Annotated in this window: 19 protein-coding genes and 2 tRNA genes; 9 read left to right on the top strand and 12 right to left on the bottom strand. The window is 36.5% G+C overall.

All coding sequences use genetic code 11. The annotated features are described in order from the left end of the window. Nucleotides 1–69 precede the first annotated feature (69 nt). The 4 genes from DRF59_RS04935 to DRF59_RS04920 form a co-directional block, all read right to left on the bottom strand. Nucleotides 70–687: a DUF502 domain-containing protein gene (locus DRF59_RS04935; RefSeq protein WP_115957375.1), complete on the bottom strand. Its 618-nt coding sequence runs from the start codon at nucleotides 685–687 to the stop codon at nucleotides 70–72. Between the two features lie 23 nt (nucleotides 688–710). Beyond that, nucleotides 711–1,289 carry a tRNA-(ms[2]io[6]A)-hydroxylase gene (gene miaE / locus DRF59_RS04930; RefSeq protein WP_115957373.1) on the bottom strand — a complete coding sequence of 193 codons (579 nt, stop codon included), beginning with the start codon at nucleotides 1,287–1,289 and terminating at the stop codon, nucleotides 711–713. Between the two features lie 75 nt (nucleotides 1,290–1,364). Continuing rightward, nucleotides 1,365–2,453 (bottom strand): acyltransferase family protein, encoded by a 1,089-nt coding sequence (locus DRF59_RS04925; RefSeq protein WP_115957371.1) that lies wholly within the window; start codon nucleotides 2,451–2,453, stop codon nucleotides 1,365–1,367. A gap of 112 nt (nucleotides 2,454–2,565) precedes the next feature. Further along, on the bottom strand, nucleotides 2,566–3,450 hold the full coding sequence (locus tag DRF59_RS04920) for a neutral zinc metallopeptidase (RefSeq protein ID WP_115957369.1): 885 nt from the start codon (nucleotides 3,448–3,450) through the stop codon (nucleotides 2,566–2,568). A gap of 185 nt (nucleotides 3,451–3,635) precedes the next feature. Here DRF59_RS04920 and rplU point away from each other — a divergent pair, with 185 nt between their 5' ends. Next, the gene (rplU, locus tag DRF59_RS04915) at nucleotides 3,636–4,211 is read left to right on the top strand and encodes a 50S ribosomal protein L21 (protein WP_115957367.1); all 576 of its coding nucleotides are present in this window, start codon (nucleotides 3,636–3,638) and stop codon (nucleotides 4,209–4,211) included. A 17-nt stretch (nucleotides 4,212–4,228) separates the two neighbouring features. After that, the gene (rpmA, locus tag DRF59_RS04910) at nucleotides 4,229–4,486 is read left to right on the top strand and encodes a 50S ribosomal protein L27 (RefSeq protein WP_002984034.1); all 258 of its coding nucleotides are present in this window, start codon (nucleotides 4,229–4,231) and stop codon (nucleotides 4,484–4,486) included. Nucleotides 4,487–4,763: 277 nt separating this feature from the next. Here rpmA and DRF59_RS04905 read toward each other — a convergent pair whose 3' ends face one another. The 5 genes from DRF59_RS04905 to DRF59_RS04885 all read right to left on the bottom strand — a co-directional run bounded on the left by DRF59_RS04905 (nucleotide 4,764) and on the right by DRF59_RS04885 (nucleotide 10,047). Continuing rightward, nucleotides 4,764–7,289 carry a DUF5686 family protein gene (locus tag DRF59_RS04905; protein WP_241505479.1) on the bottom strand — a complete coding sequence of 842 codons (2,526 nt, stop codon included), beginning with the start codon at nucleotides 7,287–7,289 and terminating at the stop codon, nucleotides 4,764–4,766. A 278-nt stretch (nucleotides 7,290–7,567) separates the two neighbouring features. Then, nucleotides 7,568–7,641 (bottom strand) — tRNA-Asn (locus DRF59_RS04900). A gap of 224 nt (nucleotides 7,642–7,865) precedes the next feature. Then, nucleotides 7,866–7,939 (bottom strand) — tRNA-Asn (locus DRF59_RS04895). A gap of 80 nt (nucleotides 7,940–8,019) precedes the next feature. Further along, the gene (rseP, locus tag DRF59_RS04890) at nucleotides 8,020–9,501 is read right to left on the bottom strand and encodes an RIP metalloprotease RseP (protein WP_115957364.1); all 1,482 of its coding nucleotides are present in this window, start codon (nucleotides 9,499–9,501) and stop codon (nucleotides 8,020–8,022) included. A gap of 105 nt (nucleotides 9,502–9,606) precedes the next feature. Beyond that, complete coding sequence (locus DRF59_RS04885) at nucleotides 9,607–10,047, bottom strand: DUF6646 family protein (protein WP_115957362.1); 441 nt, start codon at nucleotides 10,045–10,047, stop codon at nucleotides 9,607–9,609. A gap of 201 nt (nucleotides 10,048–10,248) precedes the next feature. Between DRF59_RS04885 and DRF59_RS04880 the strand changes: the two genes are divergently transcribed. Further along, nucleotides 10,249–11,010 carry a nitrilase-related carbon-nitrogen hydrolase gene (locus DRF59_RS04880; RefSeq protein ID WP_115957360.1) on the top strand — a complete coding sequence of 254 codons (762 nt, stop codon included), beginning with the start codon at nucleotides 10,249–10,251 and terminating at the stop codon, nucleotides 11,008–11,010. 29 nt (nucleotides 11,011–11,039) lie between these two features. On the opposite strand, the gene DRF59_RS04875 is transcribed toward DRF59_RS04880, so the two are convergent. Genes DRF59_RS04875 through DRF59_RS04865 form a run of 3 tightly spaced genes read right to left on the bottom strand, consistent with a single transcriptional unit; the run spans nucleotide 11,040 to nucleotide 13,186 of the window. After that, nucleotides 11,040–11,375 carry a thioredoxin family protein gene (locus DRF59_RS04875; protein WP_312991750.1) on the bottom strand — a complete coding sequence of 112 codons (336 nt, stop codon included), beginning with the start codon at nucleotides 11,373–11,375 and terminating at the stop codon, nucleotides 11,040–11,042. A 31-nt stretch (nucleotides 11,376–11,406) separates the two neighbouring features. After that, nucleotides 11,407–11,772 carry a rhodanese-like domain-containing protein gene (locus tag DRF59_RS04870; RefSeq protein ID WP_115957356.1) on the bottom strand — a complete coding sequence of 122 codons (366 nt, stop codon included), beginning with the start codon at nucleotides 11,770–11,772 and terminating at the stop codon, nucleotides 11,407–11,409. A gap of 4 nt (nucleotides 11,773–11,776) precedes the next feature. After that, the gene (locus DRF59_RS04865) at nucleotides 11,777–13,186 is read right to left on the bottom strand and encodes an MBL fold metallo-hydrolase (RefSeq protein ID WP_115957355.1); all 1,410 of its coding nucleotides are present in this window, start codon (nucleotides 13,184–13,186) and stop codon (nucleotides 11,777–11,779) included. 321 nt (nucleotides 13,187–13,507) lie between these two features. Between DRF59_RS04865 and DRF59_RS04860 the strand changes: the two genes are divergently transcribed. The 6 genes from DRF59_RS04860 (at nucleotide 13,508) to DRF59_RS04835 (ending at nucleotide 20,665) form a co-directional block, all read left to right on the top strand. Beyond that, nucleotides 13,508–15,034 carry a helicase HerA-like domain-containing protein gene (locus DRF59_RS04860; RefSeq protein WP_115957651.1) on the top strand — a complete coding sequence of 509 codons (1,527 nt, stop codon included), beginning with the start codon at nucleotides 13,508–13,510 and terminating at the stop codon, nucleotides 15,032–15,034. Nucleotides 15,035–15,150: 116 nt separating this feature from the next. After that, nucleotides 15,151–16,374 carry a 3'-5' exonuclease gene (locus tag DRF59_RS04855; RefSeq protein ID WP_115957353.1) on the top strand — a complete coding sequence of 408 codons (1,224 nt, stop codon included), beginning with the start codon at nucleotides 15,151–15,153 and terminating at the stop codon, nucleotides 16,372–16,374. 249 nt (nucleotides 16,375–16,623) lie between these two features. After that, complete coding sequence (lysA, locus tag DRF59_RS04850) at nucleotides 16,624–17,823, top strand: diaminopimelate decarboxylase (RefSeq protein ID WP_185144903.1); 1,200 nt, start codon at nucleotides 16,624–16,626, stop codon at nucleotides 17,821–17,823. A 171-nt stretch (nucleotides 17,824–17,994) separates the two neighbouring features. Then, the gene (locus DRF59_RS04845; RefSeq protein WP_115957349.1) at nucleotides 17,995–19,728 is read left to right on the top strand and encodes a thiamine pyrophosphate-dependent enzyme; all 1,734 of its coding nucleotides are present in this window, start codon (nucleotides 17,995–17,997) and stop codon (nucleotides 19,726–19,728) included. Between the two features lie 119 nt (nucleotides 19,729–19,847). Beyond that, a complete protein-coding gene (locus DRF59_RS04840) occupies nucleotides 19,848–20,330 on the top strand; it encodes a hypothetical protein (protein ID WP_115957649.1) in 483 nt (160 codons plus the stop codon). A 44-nt stretch (nucleotides 20,331–20,374) separates the two neighbouring features. After that, complete coding sequence (locus DRF59_RS04835; RefSeq protein ID WP_115957347.1) at nucleotides 20,375–20,665, top strand: hypothetical protein; 291 nt, start codon at nucleotides 20,375–20,377, stop codon at nucleotides 20,663–20,665. The last annotated feature ends 4 nt before the right edge of the window (nucleotides 20,666–20,669 follow it).

Below are 20,669 nucleotides of genomic sequence, written 5' to 3'. Positions count from 1 at the left end.
ATTGTTTGTAAAGAAAATCTGTTTGAAAATAATTTCAAATTCATCAATATATATTTGAGTAGAAACGGATTACTCCGGAGCCTTAAATATATTTTCATCAGAATGGAATCCGGCTACACCGCCGCTAACTGCAAACTTCATGGCTGAAGCAGCAGTCATTCCTACTACAGGTTTGATGTTTTTTTCTTCAGTAACAATTACCCAGCCCGATATTGCATAGGAATGGGGAAGGTATACCGCAACGTAATTATGTTTGTCAACATCCGACATTTCTTTTTGGGTTAAAAAACCAATTCGCCAGATTTCAGGATTTTCATTGGTTTTTACCCAGACAGGATCATTGAATTTTTTCTTGTCTCCTACGAATGATGACATAACATCTTTTGTAGGAGTATAAATATGTTTTACTCCAGGGGTCTTCTCAAGAAGGCTGTCCATGGTATCGAAAAAAAATTTTCCTACCACAAATTTATTTCCTAAATAGCCTAAAATAGCAGTAAATAATATTATTGAAACGAAAACAAGCCCCGGAACCTGTTTGGCTAATGAAGGAATAAGATTATCAATAGCACTGACAATGTACCAGATTACGAAAATAGTAAGTCCGATAGGACCAATGATAACCAGCCCCTGAAAAAAGTTTTTCAGGAAAAGATTGGCAATATTCTCAAAGCTTGGTTTTTTCAACTGTATATTTTTGCTGTTATATATTAACCGTGAATGGTCTCTTTATTTCCATAAGATTTAATGATTTCTGCTTCATATTCAAGCCACTCGTCCCAGCGTTTGTTTACTGTTTCCGGATCTCCAAGCTGTCTGGCAAATCCAATAAACGTGGTATAATGGTTGGCTTCAGATATCATCAGCTCTCTGTAGAAGATTTTAAGTTCTTCATCTTTAATGTTTTCTGTAAGGACTTTGAACCTCTCACAGCTTCTGGCTTCAATCATGGCAGCAAACAGCATTTTATCTACAATAAGATCTTCTCTGCTTCCCTGAACTATAAATTTAGCCAATTGATTTACATAATCATCTTTTCTGGCTCTCCCAAAAGCGTATCCTCTTTTCTTGATGATCTCATGAACCTGGTTGAAATGATCTAGTTCTTCCTGCGCAATAGCAAGAAGTTCTGTAACAATTTCAGGATATTCAGGAAGCATCGTGATCAGTGTAATAGCATTGGTAGCGGCTTTTTGCTCGCACCAGGCATGATCCGTTAAAATTTCTTCAATGTTTCCTTCTGCAATATTTGCCCACCTTGGGTCGGTAGGAAGTTTCAACTTAAACATGTTATAAATTTTTGTAAAATTAAAACAAATTGAGATAAGAAAGATTATTTTATTTTCAATTTCACCGCTAATGTGTTAAGACGCGGTCTTTCTTCTTAGGAATTCCAAAATTTTCCATCCCGTATTGTCTGCTTTTTTTAATCCCGCAGAAATGATGAACGCTAAAATGATGTTGATAAAGTAGATCAGTATCATTAATATCCACCAGTGCATATTTTCCTTTAGCGGAACTGCCAGAAAATAAACCAAAGATGAACTTATTCCCTGCGCGAAGTAGAAGAATATGGCATTCTGACCAATGTAAGTGATGAAATTTTCTTTTTTAACCTTTAGCCTGTTGTAAAGAACAAGCAGGGTTACAATAGAAAATAAAGTCCAGATGATATAGGGGATTTTTGGAGGAAATTTATTCTTGTTGATTTTATAGAAAATATCAGGACCGTAGAACCAGAACATCCATAAGAGTGCTCCGGCAACAAGGATGTATAAAACAGGAATGAATCTGCCCTGAATTTTTTTTCCCCGTATTCTGTTTCCAATTAGAAATATGGCCAGATAAAAAGCAACATAGCCAACCTGTCCGGTAGGATAATATTCTGGAAAAAGATTGAAAAGCAAAGTTAAGGCAATACAAATACCTATAAACCAATTAATATGCTTAGGAAAGAACTTTAAAATCAAAACGCCAAAGACTGTTAATATAAAGTAAACTTTCAAATACCAGAAACTTCCCATGACAACAGGAAAGGTGTCAGCATTGGTGTATTGATGGAGGTACCAGTTACCCAGGTTTTGCCATTGAGGAGTGGTGGAAATTGCGGTTGTTGAGTATTTTGAACCAAATGTTGAATAAAAGTTTTGAAGCCATTCCAGAGAAAAAAAAGTAAGACCGAAAACTTTAAAAAAGTAATCCAGAAAAAACAGCAAAGTCACAAAAATCATGTAGGTAATTTGTAACTTGAGCAGTCTGTAGAAAGTTTTTTCAATATTGGATCCTGATGTAATTCCACTTAAAGCATAAAAAACAGCAACATCAAAGACAAGAGAAAAGACCCTGATTTCAGCCGGAATATAAAATTGGCCAGACCAGAAAGCCGTATGGATAAATATTATGGAGAGAGTAGCCAGTCCCTTGGCAAAATCAATATAAAGGTCTCTGTTCATTGTTAAAGATATGGATCAAATGTAAATAAAACTTCTGTTATTTTTCAAATCAATAAAAAAGAGGCAAGACTTAATAGTCTGCCCCCTTTTCTTAAATATGCTAAATGAATGTTTATTTCAAATTCTTGAATTCTTCAGCAGAAATTTCTCCTGTCTGAATTTTTCTCAGCTCATCAATATATTGGCTCATGTATGCATCAATTTCCGGGTTTACTTTATTCTTAGCCATTTTGTAAGTGCCGTTTAATACCCCTTGGTAGTAATAGAAAAAATTATAATCGAAATTGGAAGCACTAAGATCATATTGTCCTAGAAGAAACCCTAAACGTACTGCAGATCTTCGTTGTGCAGGAGTCCCATGATGTCCCGGACTTGTTGTCTGATAATCACCTATGCTCTGAGCAAATTCATACGCAGCTGCAATTTCGGTGAAATTCGTTTTGTTGTATCCGTTAGGTCTTCTTAAATAGTAACCTGCAAAACCATCAGCCTCCAGTTCGTTGGGTCTGGCTGTACTTTCGCTGACAGAAGGAAGCCCGAAAATGTATTGTAACTGATGCCCATATTCATGAGCAAGGATCATTGCGTTGACAATGTCTCCGCCTTTTGATTTGGCATCGTAATAGATCGCATAACCATAATAAATTTTTCCGGTAGAGTAGGAAATAGCATTGTAAGTTGATCCGAAATTGGAGGGGTCATCTACAAACCGGAGTGTGGGATTGCTTCTTCCCCACAGGCTTGCAATTTTAGTCATCTGACCATTCATAAAGTTGGTGTCGGTAGAATTCTGGAGTGAAGTCTTCAGTACTGCAGTTGAGCTCCAATAGTTATCTACATAATAACAGATCTTTTCAAGATCACCGGGCTGGTCAATTTTTGCACTTGAAGTTTGTTCCGGTAGGACGGTTTCTTCCATTTTGTCATCGCTGCACGATGTTAATGCAGATGCAGCAATAAGTCCTGCTAGTAAGCAGAAATTAAAGGTTTTTTTCATAAAAATATTTATTTTGGTAAAGCGAAGGTAAGAAATTATCCATTACATATGAGTGGTTTAGTGTAAAAAATTATTCAAAACATAGTGAATATAGTAATTGCGTAAAAAATATACCTTTGATTGTAAGGTGTTTAGATTTTTATTTGTATATTTGCACCTCGAAATAACTAAAAATTTTATAAACAATGTTTGCAATTGTAGAAATAGCAGGGCTTCAATACAAAGTTGAGCAAGACCAGAAGTTGTTTGTAAACCGTTTAAAAGGAGACAAAGGAGGAAAAGTTTCTTTCGATAAAGTTCTTCTTACTGTAAACGGAGCAATCACTGTAGGCGCCCCAGCTGTAAGCGGTATCACTGTAGAAGCAGAGATCCTTGATCACGTAAAAGCTGATAAAGTAATCGTTTTCAAAAAGAAAAGAAGAAAAGGTTACAAAGTGAAAAACGGTCACAGACAATCTTTAACTCAAATCGTAATCACTGGTATTACTGGTTTTGAAGGAGGAGCAAAAAAAGCTGCTAAAAAAGAAACTGTGAAAGCGGAAGTTCTTTCTGATAATGCAACTGTTAACTTTGGTGAAGATCACGAATTGAACTATCACTTAAAGAAAAACGGATTGTCTCAGTCTAAAGAAAACAGAGAAGCTTTAATCGCTTTAGGAAAAGAAGTAAAAGCTGAATTAGGTAAAGATGTTCTTACTCATGAAGATGTAGATGCTGCTATCGCTAAGAATATTGAAAACTTCAAAGCACTTAACAAATAATATAATCCACTAATAAAATGGCACACAAGAAAGGAGTCGGTAGTTCCAAAAACGGTAGAGAATCTCACTCTAAGAGATTAGGTGTGAAGATTTTCGGAGGACAAGAAGCTATTGCCGGAAATATTATTGTTAGACAAAGAGGTACTCAGCACCACCCAGGTGATAACGTGGGAATCGGTAAAGACCACACTTTGTTTGCATTAGTAGACGGTAAAGTAGTTTTCAGAAAGAAAGCAAACAACAGATCTTTTGTATCTGTAGAACCAAACGCATAATCCAGGCGTTTTATAAAAATTAAAGCCTCAGCAGATGCTGAGGCTTTTTTATTTTTCCAATGAAATTGATAACAGAAAGGAGATTTTGTTTTTATTTCGATGACTCAGTAAATAATATAAAATTAACTGACAGAGTATAAACATTGCTTTTTCTGATTACGGCAGTATTGTCCCTTTAAAAATAGGAGCCTGCAGAAGACAATGGTGATTAAATTGTACTTTAGAATAATGCAAAATCAATCCGCAGACCAGAGCTGCGGATTGATGTCTTTATTTTTTAGAAACCTAGCTGAAAGCCGGCTTTAATACCAAATTTAGAAATATCGGGACGGTCGAGATAGTTTCCTCTCCAGTTGAAATCAATTCTGAAAATCCTAAGGTTGCCAAATCCTATATTTTCGATTCCAAACCCATATTCGTAGTAGATGTGTTCACTTGGAGCAGAATATTTAAAGCCTTCCACATTAATTGCTTTGGATGCGTCGCTTAAAGTTCCATATGCTCCCCTGATGAAAGCAACTTCTCTTAATTTCAGTTTTTTAATCAAAGGAATATAAGAAAGTATCTTGCCATTAAAATGATGTTCCAGATGAAGAGTAGTATAAGAGTCTGCAACAAATTCATAATAGTTTAGCTGGGAAAAAGCACTTGGGGACAATCCGTAAGAAAGATTGGCAGGAATGATATTCTGTAAAGCAAGAGGAACGGTATTAAAATTCTTTCCCGCCTCAAAATTAACAATGGTTTTGCCAAGGGTCCCTATCAGGAAAGGCTTTGAAAACATAAACTGAACCTTATTGTAATTAAAGTCAGCATTGAAAAGGCCTTCAATACCTCTGGTATATCTTAAAACAATTGTTGGTGCAAGATTTGAACTTTGGTAGCGGTCTATCCCTGTTTGGGAAAATCGTGCTCCAGGCTTTGCAATTACACTAATGGTAACATGGGAGTCGTTAACTGTTTTTCTAAGGCGCCCATTTTGGTAATACATAAGATTAAACAACTCCAGATTGGCGGACTTAATGCTTTGCATTACTCCATCAACTCGTATTTGTATGTTTTTCCACGGCTCAATGGCAGCAAAAACGCTGGTTTGATTTACAGAGCTTAAGGAGTTGTTTTCCCCTCTTGCAAAGAATGTAGAGGTAGATAAAGGACGGGTTGTAACGCCGTCTCCATTGGTTAGTTGCCCGCCTAGCTGTACAATATCCCTGCTTGTTCCTGCCCCGATCATAAACCGGTTCAGTTTATTAAACATATATCGGGCGTCCGCTCCATACTTAAATTGCTGATCTTTAAAACCATATGCTGTATAAAACTGTATCCTCCACATGTCGTTAAGTCCAAAATAAGTTCTAGCACCAAGTCTTATTCTGTCACCTTCAACATTGTTTCTGCCATATACTGAAAATATAGGGCCGAAATCCAATCCTTTTACTCCATTATAATATCCAGAGCCCAGCGTTTCAAACAGTTTTACTATTCTGTTGAATTTTGGAGTTTGCTGAAGCTGGTCGAGCATATTATAAACTCCCTGTTCAGATTTAGACAGGCTGTCTGGTCTTGCTTTAGTCCAATAAATATCGTCTTTTTTGACAAAATCGTCCTCATATTCTTCTTCTTTTCGTTTAAAAACACTTGGGTCAAGCGGTTTATTGAATTCGTAGTTAGAGTAATCTACAGACCTTTTTGCAATGACGCTTTTAGAACCTTTCTTTTTGGAAAAGGGACTCATTTCGATTTCTGTAACCAGCTTTTTGGGAAGGAATGTGGTTTCATCCGGATTATCATATTCCAGCTGAGTATAAATACTGTTAACAAAATTAACGTTAATCTTTTGGGTTGACTTTAAGGTGGCTCCCATTACAGCATATGTATCGGTATCTATATAAAGGTTCCCCTGAAAAGCCAGTATATCTTTCCTTTTGGGCTGGTATCTTATATGAAAGGCTTTTTCTCCCCGGATGTTAATGGTATCTACTAAATTATAATCATATGTAGCAAATCCATCTGAACCGGCAGGGCTTTGAAAGCCTATATCCAGATAATTAAGAATATTATCATAGATGTTGATCTCGCGGTATAAATTTTTTGCAGAGACTGTAATGACCTGGTTATCCTGAAAACCTGATGTCTTTTGGGCGACAAGAGTTCTTTTTTTGTCTTTATCGGGTTTGTTTTTACCATAGTTTTCATAGACCGCTTCATTCAGGAAAACAGGAAGTCCTAGTCTTCCGCTCGCTGTGGAATCAGCATAGTCGAAAATGAAATCCAATTTATTGAATATCTTTTTTTTCATAAAAGTACTATCCAGATTGTTGAGATCAAATTGGGTTTTTTCATATTCTTTATATGAATAGGTATCAAACTTTTCCAGCCCGTTATTTCTTTTGCGTTCCCAGACTTTCTGCATGATTGTGTAGGCGGGATTTTCCTTTTTGTTTTTATATTTGGTCTTTGCGGTATTGATTACAATTTCCTGGATATTACTCACTTTTGCCTGAGAAAGCTGTACAAAAATATTTTCAGCGTTCTCCGGAGTGATCTCTATTGTTTCAGGAGTAAAGTTTTTTCTGGAAAATTTTAATTTAGTGATAATACTGTCGGATTCTACTACAAAATTGCCTGTGGTTGTAGTAAAGGATGGAGCTTTGTTGTCGTTGATAAAAATATCAACTTTGCTCAGGTCTTTATTTTTTTCGTCAACAATTCTTCCGCTTACTCTGTTTTGTGCCCATGAAAGGCTCGTGAAAAGCAGGAAAAAAAGTAAAAATTTGTGTTTAGGATTATTATTTGACATCATTCGTTTCTTCAAGCAGTTAGCATAAACAAAAAGCATGCAGTTTATTAAAAAAATAGAAAAAAATAAAAAAATACTCTGGCTAAAAACGCAAAAGTAGCGAAAATAGTACTGCAACTAATCAAAAATTAAAAATGAAATTGAAATACTTTAAGATAGAAGAGATCAGAGAATGCTTAGGAATATTATACTCCTGCATTTTATGTGTTGTTTTTAGACAAAAATATGTTTAAAAGGTTTCAAATAAAAAAGACTTACAGAAATGTAAGTCTTTTTTATTGCTCCTCCTGCTGGGCTCGAACCAGCGACCCTCTGATTAACAGTCAGATGCTCTAACCAACTGAGCTAAGGAGGAATGTTCCTTTGTTTTTAAGTGCTGCAAATATAATGGGAATATTTGTACCAAACAAGTTTTTATCCTTTAATATTTAACGGAAATATCTATTTGTTTATTTTTCAATAAATTAAATTTTATCCTTTGAATGAGTAGTGGGGAATTGCCGGCAAAGCACGTATGGCAGGAATAACCGATATTATCAATAAAAAAAGACTTACAGTATTGTAAGTCTTTTTTTATTGCTCCTCCTGCTGGGCTCGAACCAGCGACCCTCTGATTAACAGTCAGATGCTCTAACCAACTGAGCTAAGGAGGAATGTCCTTGTTTTTAAGTGGTGCAAATATAGGACGAATATTTATACCCTGCAAATATTTTAAAGAAATTTTTCTGAAAAATTACAGACTTCCTGTAATGGCTTTGAAAATATCGCTTCCGAAAATTAAGACCATTAAGCCTAAAAGGAAGATAACTCCCACCATCTGAGCATTTTCCAGTACTTTTTGCGGAACCGGTTTTCCTACAATAATTTCGTATAATGTAAATAATACATGTCCACCATCAAGTCCGGGAATTGGAATAAGATTTAAGAATGCAAGCCATACAGAGAACATTGCCGTAAAGCTCCAGAACATGGTCCAGTTAATAGAAACAGCACCGTCTTTTGATTTTTCTACAGGCATATTTTTAATGATAGCAAGAGGGCCTCCTACTTTCTTGTATCCCTGTACTTTTTTATTGAAGACAAGCTTGAATTGCTTGATCTGGTACGTTAAGCTTTCAATACTCCTTGTAAAGCCTCTGCCGATTGATTCACCAAAAGTGAAATGCTGAATACTTGCATATTTCTCCAGCTGTTTATAGGACATAATTCCTAACGTTCCTTCTTTTGAAACTTCAAGAGTTAAAGGTTGTATGGTTCCTGATCTCAAAACGTCTACATTGATAGGTTTTCCTGAATTCTTTTTAACAAGTCCCTGAAGCTCATCATAATAATTAATCTTTTGCCCGTTTACGGAAACAATCTGGTCGCCAACTTTTAAACCGGCTGCAGCAGTTTTTGCGTTTACAATAGTATCTATTACAGGCGCATATCTTGGAGTAAGGAAAGCTCTTGGATTGTCATCCCTGAATGCCATTGCTTTTCCGTCATCATTAGTGTTGAATGTAACCTCCTTTCCTTTTCTTAAGACCGTTATTTCGTCACTCAGTAATATATCCAGTGAAAGTTTATCTAAACTATTCTGAACCTTTCCGTCTACTTTTAAAATTTTATCACCGTCTTCAAAGCCCATTGCTTTGGCAACTTCTGTATAGTGCATCGGTGCATCCACTTTTGTAGTGTCAAAAGAAGACTCCCCGTTAAAATAAGAAAGACATCCGTAAATGATCCATGCCAGGAAAAAGTTTACAGTAACACCTCCAAGCATAATGATTAGTCTTTGCCATGCTGGTTTGGATCTGAACTCCCAGGGTTCTGCAGGCTTTTTCATTTGTGCAGTATCCATGCTTTCATCCACCATTCCAGCAATTTTAACATATCCTCCAAATGGCAGCCATCCGATTCCGTATTTTGTCTGCTCAGGATATTTTCTCCAGTCATTGTCAGGAAGCTTTGATATGTCAATAGGAACTTCTTCCTTTTTTCCGTTTACTTCTATTTCTTCAGTATCCGGCAGGTTTGGTGAAAAGAATTTATATTTCCATTTTCCATTGATTTTTTTCATTGAAAAAATTGAAAACCAGGGATCAAAAAACAGGAAAAATTTTTCTGCTCTGGTTTTAAACCATTTTGCCGGTAAAAAGTGACCAAGTTCATGAAGAACTACCAATATAGAGATACTCAGAATGAACTGGAAGACTTTGATTGCTATTTCCATTAATAAATTTTAGATTTTAATTTGCAAAGGTAACAATTATCAAAACTATGCCAAATAAAAAAGCTTCCCGAAACGGGAAGCTTTGTCATATTTAAAGACAATTGATTATAAATTGAATGAAACCCCAAGGCTTCCGTTGTTACCCACTTCTGCAAAGACTCCCACTTTATCGGTAAAGTAATAACGCGCTCCAATATGAGCTCCTATTCCAAAGTCTTTCCCCAGGACCCCTACATCAACACCGGGATAAATGTCCCACTTTGAAGGAAGGTCCAGAGCTTCCTGTAAATGAAAGTTTAATCTTCCGAAAACAAAGACACGGTTATCCTTATCGTTATCCTTGTAATTGTCAAAGTAGCCATTGATACCGGCTCCTACTGATATAAGTTTGTTAAGTCCGTAATCATAGGTTCCGGTAATACCTGTTCCATATCCCCAGGCACTTAACCCCAACTGAATTTTCTGGTCTCCTTTGCCTGTCCAGGCCTGAGCATTGGCGACAACCCCCAAAAAGAGTACCATCATCATAAAAACCAATTTCTTCATAAATTTTAACTTTTAATGATATTATCAAATTATCAGCATCAAAAATGAAACCGAAAATTATTACATTTATAAAAATAAACTACTTTATGAATTATTAAGATATTCGCGGAGTAAATTTATTTTTCCTTTTATTCTTTTCACTGGTAATAATAAAAAGACGTACTTTTATAAGTTGGATATTGAAACTTAAAATAAAAAGGGATGAAAGTTGTAGGTCATAATCTGGATATCACCTGGAAAAATAAAGCTGAAAATTTTAGAACTATAGAATATGAACTGCAGAATGTAGATGCTGATCTATTTCTGTTGCCCGAGATGTTTTCCACCGGGTTCTGTATGGATGCCTCTGAGGTTTCTGACAGGAATGGAGAGTCTCTGGAATTTTTAAAAAAGATTTCAAAAGAAAAGAACGCTGCTTTCTGCGGGAGCGCTCCGGTAGAGCAAAATGGTCTCTTTTATAACAGAATGTATTTTGTACAGCCGGAAGGAGAGGTGATGTTTTATAACAAAAGGCATTTATTTTCTTTTTCAGGGGAAGACAAAGTTTATACTCCGGGTAAAGAACGTATTGTAGTAGATTATAAGGGGGTGAGATTTTTACTTCAGGTTTGCTATGATCTGCGTTTTCCTGTTTTTGCAAGAAATAACGATGATTATGATGTAGTTTTATATGTAGCTAACTGGCCGGAAAAAAGAGTTGGTGCCTGGGAGCATCTTTTAAAAGCCAGAGCCATTGAAAATCAGGCCTTCGTTTTTGGGTTAAACAGAATTGGAACAGACGGCAATAGCCTTACTTATCAGGAAAGCTCCCATTGTTTTTTTGCTGACGGAAGAGAAATTTCCCAAAAACACGGAAATATTGTATCAGCGGAATTAGAGATGGAAGAGCTGAAAGAGTTTAGAAAACATTTCCAGTTTTTAAATGACCGGGATGATTTTACCATTCACTTAGAAAATAATTAAGGTTGGGTTTGACACAAACCCAACCTTAATCAGATATATTGCTGTAAAAGCTGAGTCAGGGTATTTACATCATGGACTCCGCTTTCTTTCCATAAAAGTTCTCCTTTTTTGAAAATTGCCAAGGTAGGAACACCGCGAACACTATATTGTGAAGCTAAAGCAGGGTATTGATCTACGTCTACTTTTATAATTCTTGCTGCCTCGCCAATGTTTTCTTTTACACTATTCAGAACCGAAGACTGTACTTTACAAGGCTGGCACCAGGTAGCAAAGAAGTCAATAAGTACTGGTCTTTCGGAGTTGATTATTTCCTGAAATTTTTGTGACATAATTCTGATTTTTATTTGTCCGTTAAAATAGTTGATACTATATGAATCATTAATTTTACGGCTTTAATTATTTTTTGTCGGTTTCATCCTGTATTGCTTTTACATTTTTCCAGGTAGTTCCATCATAAGCTTCCACGCCATTTCTGTTCAGAATTTCCATCGCCTGATCTGCCTGAATACCTTTATTGCAGAATACAACTACTTTCTTATTCTTTAAAACCTCTACATTATTCTGAAGTTCGGCCAAAGGAATATTAATTGCACCCTTTGCTGTTCCTTGTAAATATTGCTCAGGAATTCTTACGTCTACCAGCACTGCATCAGGACTGCTCACAATCTCTTTAATATTAGTATGTGATGGTTCTGAAATATAGGTCTTACAGGAACTTACTATAAATGCGATGATAACAAATCCAAACAGTTTATTTTTCATGGGTTTATAATGTTTTGGATTGGCACACGAAATCAGTAGTCGGGAACTTTTCTGTTTTTTTGATTCCGTTAAAACCTCCCTCAATTTCTGTAAAGTTTCTGATTCCGTGAGCGTTAAGAATGCTGGCTGCAATCATGCTTCTGTATCCTCCCGCGCAGTGCAGAAAGAAATGTTCTGAATCATCAATATTACGGGCCCATTCGTTAATTGTATCCAAAGGCCTGTTATAGGCATTATCAATATGTTCTGCGGAATATTCGGTTAACTTTCTGACATCAATTACAGTGGAGTCCCTGGTGAACAGTTCAGCAAATTCAGCAGGAGTAATCCTTTTAATTTCATCTGTTTCCCTTCCTGCAGTTTTCCATGCTTCAAATCCTCCTTTCAGGTATCCGATAACATTATCAAATCCTACTCTGCTTAAACGGGTAATGACTTCTTCTTCCGTGCCTTCATCCGTTACCAATAATAACGGGTGCTTTACATCCACGATAAGTGAACCTACCCATGGAGCAAAATCTCCTTTCAATCCTATATTAATAGAGTTAGGAATAAAGCCTTTATGAAAATCTGCAGGTCCTCTCGTATCTAAAATCAAAGCTCCTGTTTCTTCTGCCAATGCTTCAAAATCTTCTGTGGAAACCGGATTTAAACCTTTATTCATGATAACATCAAGACTCTCGTACCCTCCTTTGTTCATGGCAACATTCATTCCGAAGTATTTCGGTGGAGCGGATAGCCCGTCCAGAACTTCTCTAATGAAGGATGCTTTGTCAGGCTGATTAAGCGCGTAATTGGTTTTCTTCTGGTTTCCCAAAATGTCTACTGTTTCTTTCTGCATATTTTTTCCACAGGCAGAGCCGGCGCCATGTGCAGGATATACAGTGATGCTGTCATCCAATGGCATGATCTTATTCTGAAGGCTGTCATACAGGATTCCGGCAAGATCTTCCTGGGTAAGGCTGGTGGCTTTTTGGGCAAGGTCTGGCCTTCCTACATCTCCCAGAAACAAGGTGTCACCTGTGAAAATTGCAGTTTCAGTGCCATTTTCATCAATTAAAAGGTAGGTGCTGCTTTCCATAGTATGTCCTGGAGTATGCAATACCTTTATTTTTATTTTGCCAATTTCAAAAATTTGATTGTCTTCTGCAATGATAGCTTTAAATTCAGGAGCAGCAGTTGGTCCATATACAATCGGGGCTCCCGTTTTTTTACTTAAATCCAGATGGCCTGATACAAAATCAGCATGGAAATGAGTTTCAAAAATATATTTTAATGTGACATTATCTTTTTCCAGACGATCCAGATAAGGTTTAACTTCTCTTAACGGATCAATAATGGCAGCTTCATTTTCTGATACAATATAATAGGCACCCTGAGCCAGACAGCCCGTATATATTTGTTCAATTTTCATTAGGTCTTTTTTTAATTAGTTAAAGATACAAAGTATTAGATAAATTGTAAACGAAATGTTAAATTTCGGTGATAGTTTCTTTCAATACTACAATTCTATAGGATACTTAAGCGCTTTTTTTCAACAAAAATAATGCCTTTGAAGATGCTAATCCGTAATTGCTGTTTTTTATCATGTTCGTTGGCGTAGTTCAGGATTTTATTTCCTGGTTTGGAATTTGCTTAATCAGGTTTGAAATTTCACAAAAGACAAACTTTTCAGGGAATATTTTAAAATGTTTTGCAAAAACTTTATATTTATATGTTAAAAAAAAGCGATCAGATGGCAGATAAAACACAATTTATTGAAGAATTAAATGCAAGATACACTCCAAAAGGAGAACACATTATATTAGGAAAAGGGATGCTGGATGGTGAGGTGGTTACAGAAGTAAATGTAACTATTCCCCTGAAAACAATCAACCGTCATGGTCTTATAGCCGGTGCTACCGGAACAGGTAAGACCAAAACATTACAGGTTTTTGCTGAGCAGCTTTCTCATGCCGGAATTCCCTCACTTGTTCTGGATATCAAAGGTGACTTTTCGGGGATTGCAGAAGCGGGACAAATGAATGCTATTATTGAAGAAAGATATGCAAAGACACAGCTTCCTTACAATCCGCAAGGGTTTCCCGTGGAATTGATGAGCATTTCAGGAGAAAAAGGAGTTAAGCTGAGAGCTACAGTTACTGAATTTGGACCTGTTTTATTAAGTAAGATTTTACAACTTAACGATACTCAGCAGAGTATTATGTCGATCGTTTTTAAATATTGCGATGATAAGGGCCTTCCTTTGATAGACCTTAATGATTTAAAGAAAGTATTACAATATGTAACGGATAATGCTCAGGGAAAAGCTGAATTAGCAGCGAACTACGGGTCAATAGCACCTGCTTCTTTAGGAGCTATACTCAGATCTATTGTCGCATTGGAACAACAGGGTGCCTCAAGCTTTTTCGGAGAATTAAGTTTTGATGTGCAGGACTTACTGGAAACCAGAGAAGGGAAAGGAGTGGTAAATATTTTAAGGGTCGCTGATATTCAAAGCAAACCACAATTGTTTTCTACATTTATGCTTTCTCTTTTTGCAGAAATTTATATGACATTTCCGGAAGAAGGAGACAGTGGAAAGCCAAAACTGGTATTATTTATAGATGAAGCCCATCTGATTTTTGATGAAGCGTCAAAAGCCCTTCTTTCCCAGATTGAAACGATGGTAAAATTAATCCGTTCCAAAGGCGTAGGGATTTACTTTATTACCCAGATCCCGGGTGATGTTCCTGAAAATGTATTGTCCCAGTTAGGTTTGAAAATTCAGCATGCATTGAGAGGCTTTACTGCAAAAGATAAAAAAGAAATTTCCAAAGCTGTTGAGAATTATCCGACAACAGAGTTTTACAATGCGTCCAGTCTGATTCAGAATTTAGGAATCGGGGAAGCTTTTGTAACGGCTTTGGATGAAAAAGGTATTCCTACACCTCTGGTTCATACTTATCTTATATCGCCTGAGTCCAGAATGGATGTGCTGAGTGAAGGAGAGATTTCAGAATTGACAGCAAAATCTGCTTTAGTAGCTAAATATGAACAGGCGGTGGATAAAGAATCAGCTTACGAAATTTTAACAAACAGAATGGAACAGGCTGCCCAGAACCCTTCCTCAAACCAAAAAACAAGACCGGTAAAAGAGGAGCCGGGTATGTTTGAACAGGTATTGCAGAGTAAAGCCGGAAGAACATTTACAAATACCTTAATGAGAGAAGGAGCAAAAGCTATTCTGGGAATGTTCGGATTAGGAGGCAGAAGAAGGTAGTAACCCTTTATGGATTTTAATTTTTTTCGTTACTTTAGCAGGTTATCTTTTATTGGTGGAAGAAGATGCATAATTAAAGATTATAATTAAATTAAATAGCAGTTAGCAGGAAATAAATGTATTCGATTATAGATATAGAAAGTAATGGTGCAGGTTATAGACATGAATGCATTATAGATATTGCCATCTACAGATATGATGGTCAGAAAATTACGGACCAGTTTATATCTCTTGTAAATCCTGAAAGTGATATTACTCCTTTTGTGCAGAAATTGACCGGTATTACACCTAAAATGGTTAAAACAGCACCCAAATTTCATGAAGTTGCCAAAAGAGTGATAGAAATAACACAAAATACAACATTAGTTGGGCATAATATTGATTTTGATTACAGAATGCTGCGCCAATCTTTTAAAAGGCTTGGTTATGATTTTAAAATCAATACATTGGATACAATTCCCTTAGCTAAAAAGCTGATACCGGAGGAAGTAAGTTATTCTCTCGGGAAACTGGTAAAATCCCTGGGAATTCCTCTGACCAATCATCACAGGGCAGAAGGGGATGCCCGGGCAACGCTGGAGCTGTTTAAACTCCTGGTGTCAAAAGATACTGAAAACGAGATTATTCAAAAGCAGCATGAAGAGACCAATGCCAAAACTTATATCAATAAGATTAAGGAATTGACCCAGGATCTGCCGAATGAAAAAGGTTTTGTTTATTTTCAGGATGAAGCCGGGAAAATTATATTTTCTGATTATGTTCAGGATATCAATAAGTTTTCAAAAAAGGTCTTTAATTCCAAGTCCAAGAAATGGGAATATATTCAGAAGGAAGCCGAACAGATTAATTATGAGCTTACAGGAACTGATATTATTGCAAAACTGATTTTGAATTCTAAAAATATAAAGAAAAAAGAAGTTCTGCCTTTCGGACTCTATTTCAGAAATGATAAATATATTGTTGAAAAAAATAAACTTAACAAAACAGAGAAACCTATCCTGAAATTCAGATCTTTTACGCAGGGAACAAAAGCTGTTCAGTTTATCGGATCCCAACCGGAGTATAATGACTGTAATATACTGAAACAGAAAATAGAATTCAGAAAAAGGAATGAGCTTTGGCTGGGTCCAGGAAGAAAGCTGGGTGAGAAATTATTTTTGATTATTGAAAACGGAAAGGTAATATCCTTTGGGTTTTATGAACTGTTTACCCAGATCCAGACCCTCAGTAAACTGACTAAGCTTAAAATTGACCTTCCTTTGTTTTCGGGAGACCTGAATAATGAATTGCAGCTGGCACTGCTTCGTGGCGATTTTGAGACATTGCCATTGCCGAAATGACAGATAATTATTGTTGCAGGCTTTTATCCGGAAAGAAGCTTTCAAATCAATTTCTTAGAATAAAAAATAAATAGTATTTTTGCAAAAAAAATAAAGCAATGCAAAATTTTAAACAAATAAAAACTGGAAAAAAGGGAGCTGTAAGGTTCTCTAAGGTTTGGAATATTTAAAAGTTGTCTTGCATAAAAAATAATTAATGTGGCAGACTCTTTTGGTAGAATCTGCCTTTTTTTATGTTAAAATGAAATTATGAATTCAAAAGAATTATTAAAGATCGCCAATGAGTTTGGCACACCGGTGTATGTTTACGATGCCGAATCTATCAAAGTTCAATACGAGAAACTTACATCTTCTTTTTTAAAACACACAAAGTTTTTCTATGCAGCGAAGGCGTTGACAAACATCAACATCCTGAAGTATGTCAAGAACTTGGGTGCTTCTTTGGATTGTGTATCTATTAATGAGGTTAAACTTGGATTAAAAGCAGGATTTCCGAAAGAAAAAATACTGTTTACTCCAAATTGTGTTGACCTGGCTGAAATAGAGGAAGCGATGACTTTCGGAGTTCATATTAACATTGATAACATTTCTATTCTTGAGCAATTCGGGAATAAATACGGAAATTCTTATCCTATTTTTGTAAGGATTAATCCGCATATTTTTGCTGGGGGTAACTACAAGATTTCAACAGGGCATATCGACAGTAAGTTTGGAATTTCAATTCATCAGCTTCGTCATATTGAACGAGTGATGAAGAGTACAAATCTTAATGTTGAAGGTCTCCATATGCATACAGGAAGTGAAATTAAAGATCCGGAAGTGTTTCTTCAGGCCTTGGATATTATGCTTGAACTTGCTGAGCATTTCCCGAATCTGAAATATCTGGATATGGGAAGTGGTTTCAAAATTCCTTATCAGGACAGTGAAGAAGAAACAGATGTCAGGACCTTAGGTAAAAAAGTAGAAAAAGTTTTAAGCGAATTTTCCAAATCAACCGGCAGAAAATTTGAACTGTGGTTTGAGCCTGGAAAATTCCTGGTGGGCAAGAGCGGGTATTTGCTAGTAAAAGCTAATGTGATCAAGCAGACTACTGCTACTGTTTTTGTCGGGGTAAATTCAGGATTTAACCACCTGATCCGTCCGATGTTCTATGATTCTTACCATGCTATTGAAAATCTGTCCAACCCTAAAGGTGCGGAAAGAATTTATACTGTAGTAGGAAACATTTGTGAAACGGATACCTTCGCGTGGGACAGAAAACTGAATGAAGTCAGGGAAGGGGACATACTGGTGTTCCATAATGCCGGCGCTTATGGTTTTGAAATGAGTTCAAACTTCAATTCAAGACTAAAACCCGCTGAAGTTTTATTCTTAGACGGAAAAGCACATTTAATCCGTAAAAGAGATGAATTTGAAGACCTGTTAAGAAATCAGATTGAAGTAATTTAAATATACTGATAAAAGCTCCGCAATTGCGGAGCTTTTATTTTTTTACACGGCAGAATTCTGGATTTTAATCTTAAAGCCCATTAAAAACAGAATTAATTAACTAATTTTGATAGAGATGGAGATGATTATTAGCTCTGTCTTATAAAAAATAACACCAAATATATATTAATTATGGCTAAAAATATTGCTGAGCAAATTGTTGAAATGCTTGAGAATGCCAATGTGAAAAGAATTTATGCTGTAACAGGGGACAGCCTTAATCATTTGAATATTGCAGTTAAAAAAAGCAGTATTCAATGGATCCATGTAAGGCATGAAGAGGTCGGGGCTTATGCCGCTGCTGCCGAAGCTGAACTGGATGGGTTTGCAGTGTGTGCGGGAAGCTGTGGCCCGGGGCATGTTCACCTTATCAATGGAGTCTACGAGGCACACCGGTCCCATGTTCCCATGCTGGTTATTGCATCTACAATTCCCAGTGAAGAAATGGGAATGGATTATTTTCAGGAAACCAATACGATAAAGCTGTTTGATGACTGTAGTCATTATAATCAAATGATTACAAGGCCTGAACAAGTCCAAAGAATTGTACAAACTGGTATTCAACATGCTATTTCTAAAAAAGGGGTGGCTGTTATTGGTCTTCCGGGGGATGTTTCCGAGCTGGAAGCTGAAGAAGCAACCACTTCGGCCCAGATATTCAGAACCCATCCGGTGATCAGACCTTCAGATGATGAACTTAAGATCCTGGCAGAGCTTGTTAACACCCATAAAAAGATTGTTCTTTATTGTGGTATCGGAGCGGGAGAAGCTAATGAGGAGGTGATTCGGCTTTCTAATCTTTTAAAAGCTCCTGTAGGATATTCTTTCAGAGGCAAAATGGCAATCCAGCCTAATAATCCTAACGAAATAGGACTGACAGGACTGCTGGGGTATCCTTCTGCTTATCATGCGATGCATGATGCAGACCTGGTTCTTCTGTTGGGAACCGATTTCCCTTATCAGAAGTTTATGCCGGTTAAAAATAAAATTGTACAAATAGATGAAAGCCCCGAACGGTTAGGAAGGAGAGCTAAGCTGGAATTAGGCCTTGCAGGGGATATCAAAGAAACAATTAAAGCTTTATTACCTTTACTAAAAGAGAAAGAAGATAGCCATTTCCTTAATGAGCAACTTGCATTCTATGAAAAGGTAAAGGAAAATCAACTAACCTATGTCAAAGACTTTGGAAAAGAAAATGCAATCCAGCCGGAATATGTTGCCTATACCCTGGACCGGCTTGCAAAGAACGATGCAATCTTTACAGTAGATACCGGAATGTGCTGCGTGTGGGGAGCCAGGTTTATCACAGGTACAGGAAAACGAAAAATGTTAGGATCTTTTAATCATGGCTCAATGGCGAATGCGATGCCTATGGCTATCGGGGCTTCACTGGCCTATCCCGGAAAACAGGTGATTGCGATGTGTGGTGATGGGGGGCTCTCTATGCTTTTAGGAGATATGGCTACAATTTTCCAGTATAAGCTTCCGGTTAAACTGATTGTTTTTAATAACAGAGCTCTTGGAATGGTTAAGCTGGAAATGGAAGTTGGAGGACTGCCTGATAATGAAACTGATATGATCAATCCTGATTTTGCTGTGATAGCACAAGCTATGGGGTTTCCGGGAAAAAATGTACATAAACCTGAAGAAGTGGAAGAAGCACTTAAAGAGTGCCTGGAATATGGAGGCCCCTATCTTCTGAATATATTTACCAACCCTAATGCATTGGCTTTACCTCCTAAAATTGAATTCGATCAGGTTTTGGGAATGACAAAATCTATGGCTCAGCTTATGCTTGGTGGTAAAATGGATGAGGTTTTCGAGACGGTAAAGACCAATTACAAACACATCAAGGGATTATTATAAGATTACAATAAGACCGTTCAATCGTATCCTATGAAAACTTCATACTTTGTGTGAAGTTTTTCGTGCTTAAGGAGAGTAAATATTTACCTTTGTCTATTATTTGTTTTTAAATGATTATTATGATAAGAGTTCTGCTGTTATTTTTTACTTTTTGTTGTGTAACCCTTTCTTTTGGTCAGGATCTTGAGGATAGAGATGATTCTTTTATCACAGAGAATAACAAGAATATTTTAAAAATAGATATTAAGGAACCATTCATGCAGATTGCCGTAAAATGCAATGATTTTAAACCTGCTGCATATGAAGGTGGAGCAGCTGCTTATAAAGATATTTTAAGCAGATATATGTATACTTATCTGAATTCGGATTTTTATACTTTGTCCGGGGATTTCGTATTTACATTAACTATTGATGCAGCAGGAAAGGTAACTGATATTGAAGGTTCCCCTAAAGTATTACATAGTGAAGTCTTCTTTGATGATATGCAGTATGTGGTAAGGCGGATCAAAAAAAACTGGACTCCTGCCAGCTGTGGCGGACAGTCTGTAAAATCTGAGATGAAACTTAAAATGAATTTTTCTTCTGTCTCAGTAGATATATAGCTTTTAAATAAACAGAAAAACTAGTACCATAGATATACCATAAAATGAAGAATATTATTATTTTGTTTTGTCTGGCCTCTGCTTCTTTATCTCAGGCTCAGATACTTGATGAATATCCTCCGAAGCAGGACTTCTACGAAGGAGGCATGGTTAATTTTTATAAAGACGTTCATGAATATCTTGTTAACAATAAAATAAAGGAGTGTGATGAAAAAGAAATTTATCAGCCCAGGATTATTATAACAAAGACATCAGAAATAAAGCTGATAAAAGATCTTATGATGTATCAAGAGAAATTCTTAAAAACCTTAAAAAATGGAAGCCTGCTGAAGTAAAAGG

Source organism: Chryseobacterium flavum (genome assembly GCF_003385595.1).
In the GTDB taxonomy this organism is placed as follows: domain Bacteria; phylum Bacteroidota; class Bacteroidia; order Flavobacteriales; family Weeksellaceae; genus Chryseobacterium; species Chryseobacterium flavum.
This window is presented reverse-complemented; position numbering and strand designations above follow the sequence as displayed.

Coding starts and splice junctions, on each gene's coding strand:
- miaE (WP_115957373.1), bottom strand. CDS start 1,289: ATGTTTAAGTTGAAACTTCCTACCGACCCAAGGTGGGCAAATATTGCA.
- DRF59_RS04925 (WP_115957371.1), bottom strand. CDS start 2,453: ATGAACAGAGACCTTTATATTGATTTTGCCAAGGGACTGGCTACTCTC.
- DRF59_RS04920 (WP_115957369.1), bottom strand. CDS start 3,450: ATGAAAAAAACCTTTAATTTCTGCTTACTAGCAGGACTTATTGCTGCA.
- rplU (WP_115957367.1), top strand. CDS start 3,636: ATGTTTGCAATTGTAGAAATAGCAGGGCTTCAATACAAAGTTGAGCAA.
- rpmA (WP_002984034.1), top strand. CDS start 4,229: ATGGCACACAAGAAAGGAGTCGGTAGTTCCAAAAACGGTAGAGAATCT.
- DRF59_RS04905 (WP_241505479.1), bottom strand. CDS start 7,289: ATGATGTCAAATAATAATCCTAAACACAAATTTTTACTTTTTTTCCTG.
- rseP (WP_115957364.1), bottom strand. CDS start 9,501: ATGGAAATAGCAATCAAAGTCTTCCAGTTCATTCTGAGTATCTCTATA.
- DRF59_RS04885 (WP_115957362.1), bottom strand. CDS start 10,047: ATGAAGAAATTGGTTTTTATGATGATGGTACTCTTTTTGGGGGTTGTC.
- DRF59_RS04880 (WP_115957360.1), top strand. CDS start 10,249: ATGAAAGTTGTAGGTCATAATCTGGATATCACCTGGAAAAATAAAGCT.
- DRF59_RS04870 (WP_115957356.1), bottom strand. CDS start 11,772: ATGAAAAATAAACTGTTTGGATTTGTTATCATCGCATTTATAGTAAGT.
- DRF59_RS04865 (WP_115957355.1), bottom strand. CDS start 13,186: ATGAAAATTGAACAAATATATACGGGCTGTCTGGCTCAGGGTGCCTAT.
- DRF59_RS04860 (WP_115957651.1), top strand. CDS start 13,508: ATGGCAGATAAAACACAATTTATTGAAGAATTAAATGCAAGATACACT.
- DRF59_RS04855 (WP_115957353.1), top strand. CDS start 15,151: ATGTATTCGATTATAGATATAGAAAGTAATGGTGCAGGTTATAGACAT.
- lysA (WP_185144903.1), top strand. CDS start 16,624: ATGAATTCAAAAGAATTATTAAAGATCGCCAATGAGTTTGGCACACCG.
- DRF59_RS04845 (WP_115957349.1), top strand. CDS start 17,995: ATGGCTAAAAATATTGCTGAGCAAATTGTTGAAATGCTTGAGAATGCC.
- DRF59_RS04840 (WP_115957649.1), top strand. CDS start 19,848: ATGATAAGAGTTCTGCTGTTATTTTTTACTTTTTGTTGTGTAACCCTT.
- DRF59_RS04835 (WP_115957347.1), top strand. CDS start 20,375: ATGAAGAATATTATTATTTTGTTTTGTCTGGCCTCTGCTTCTTTATCT.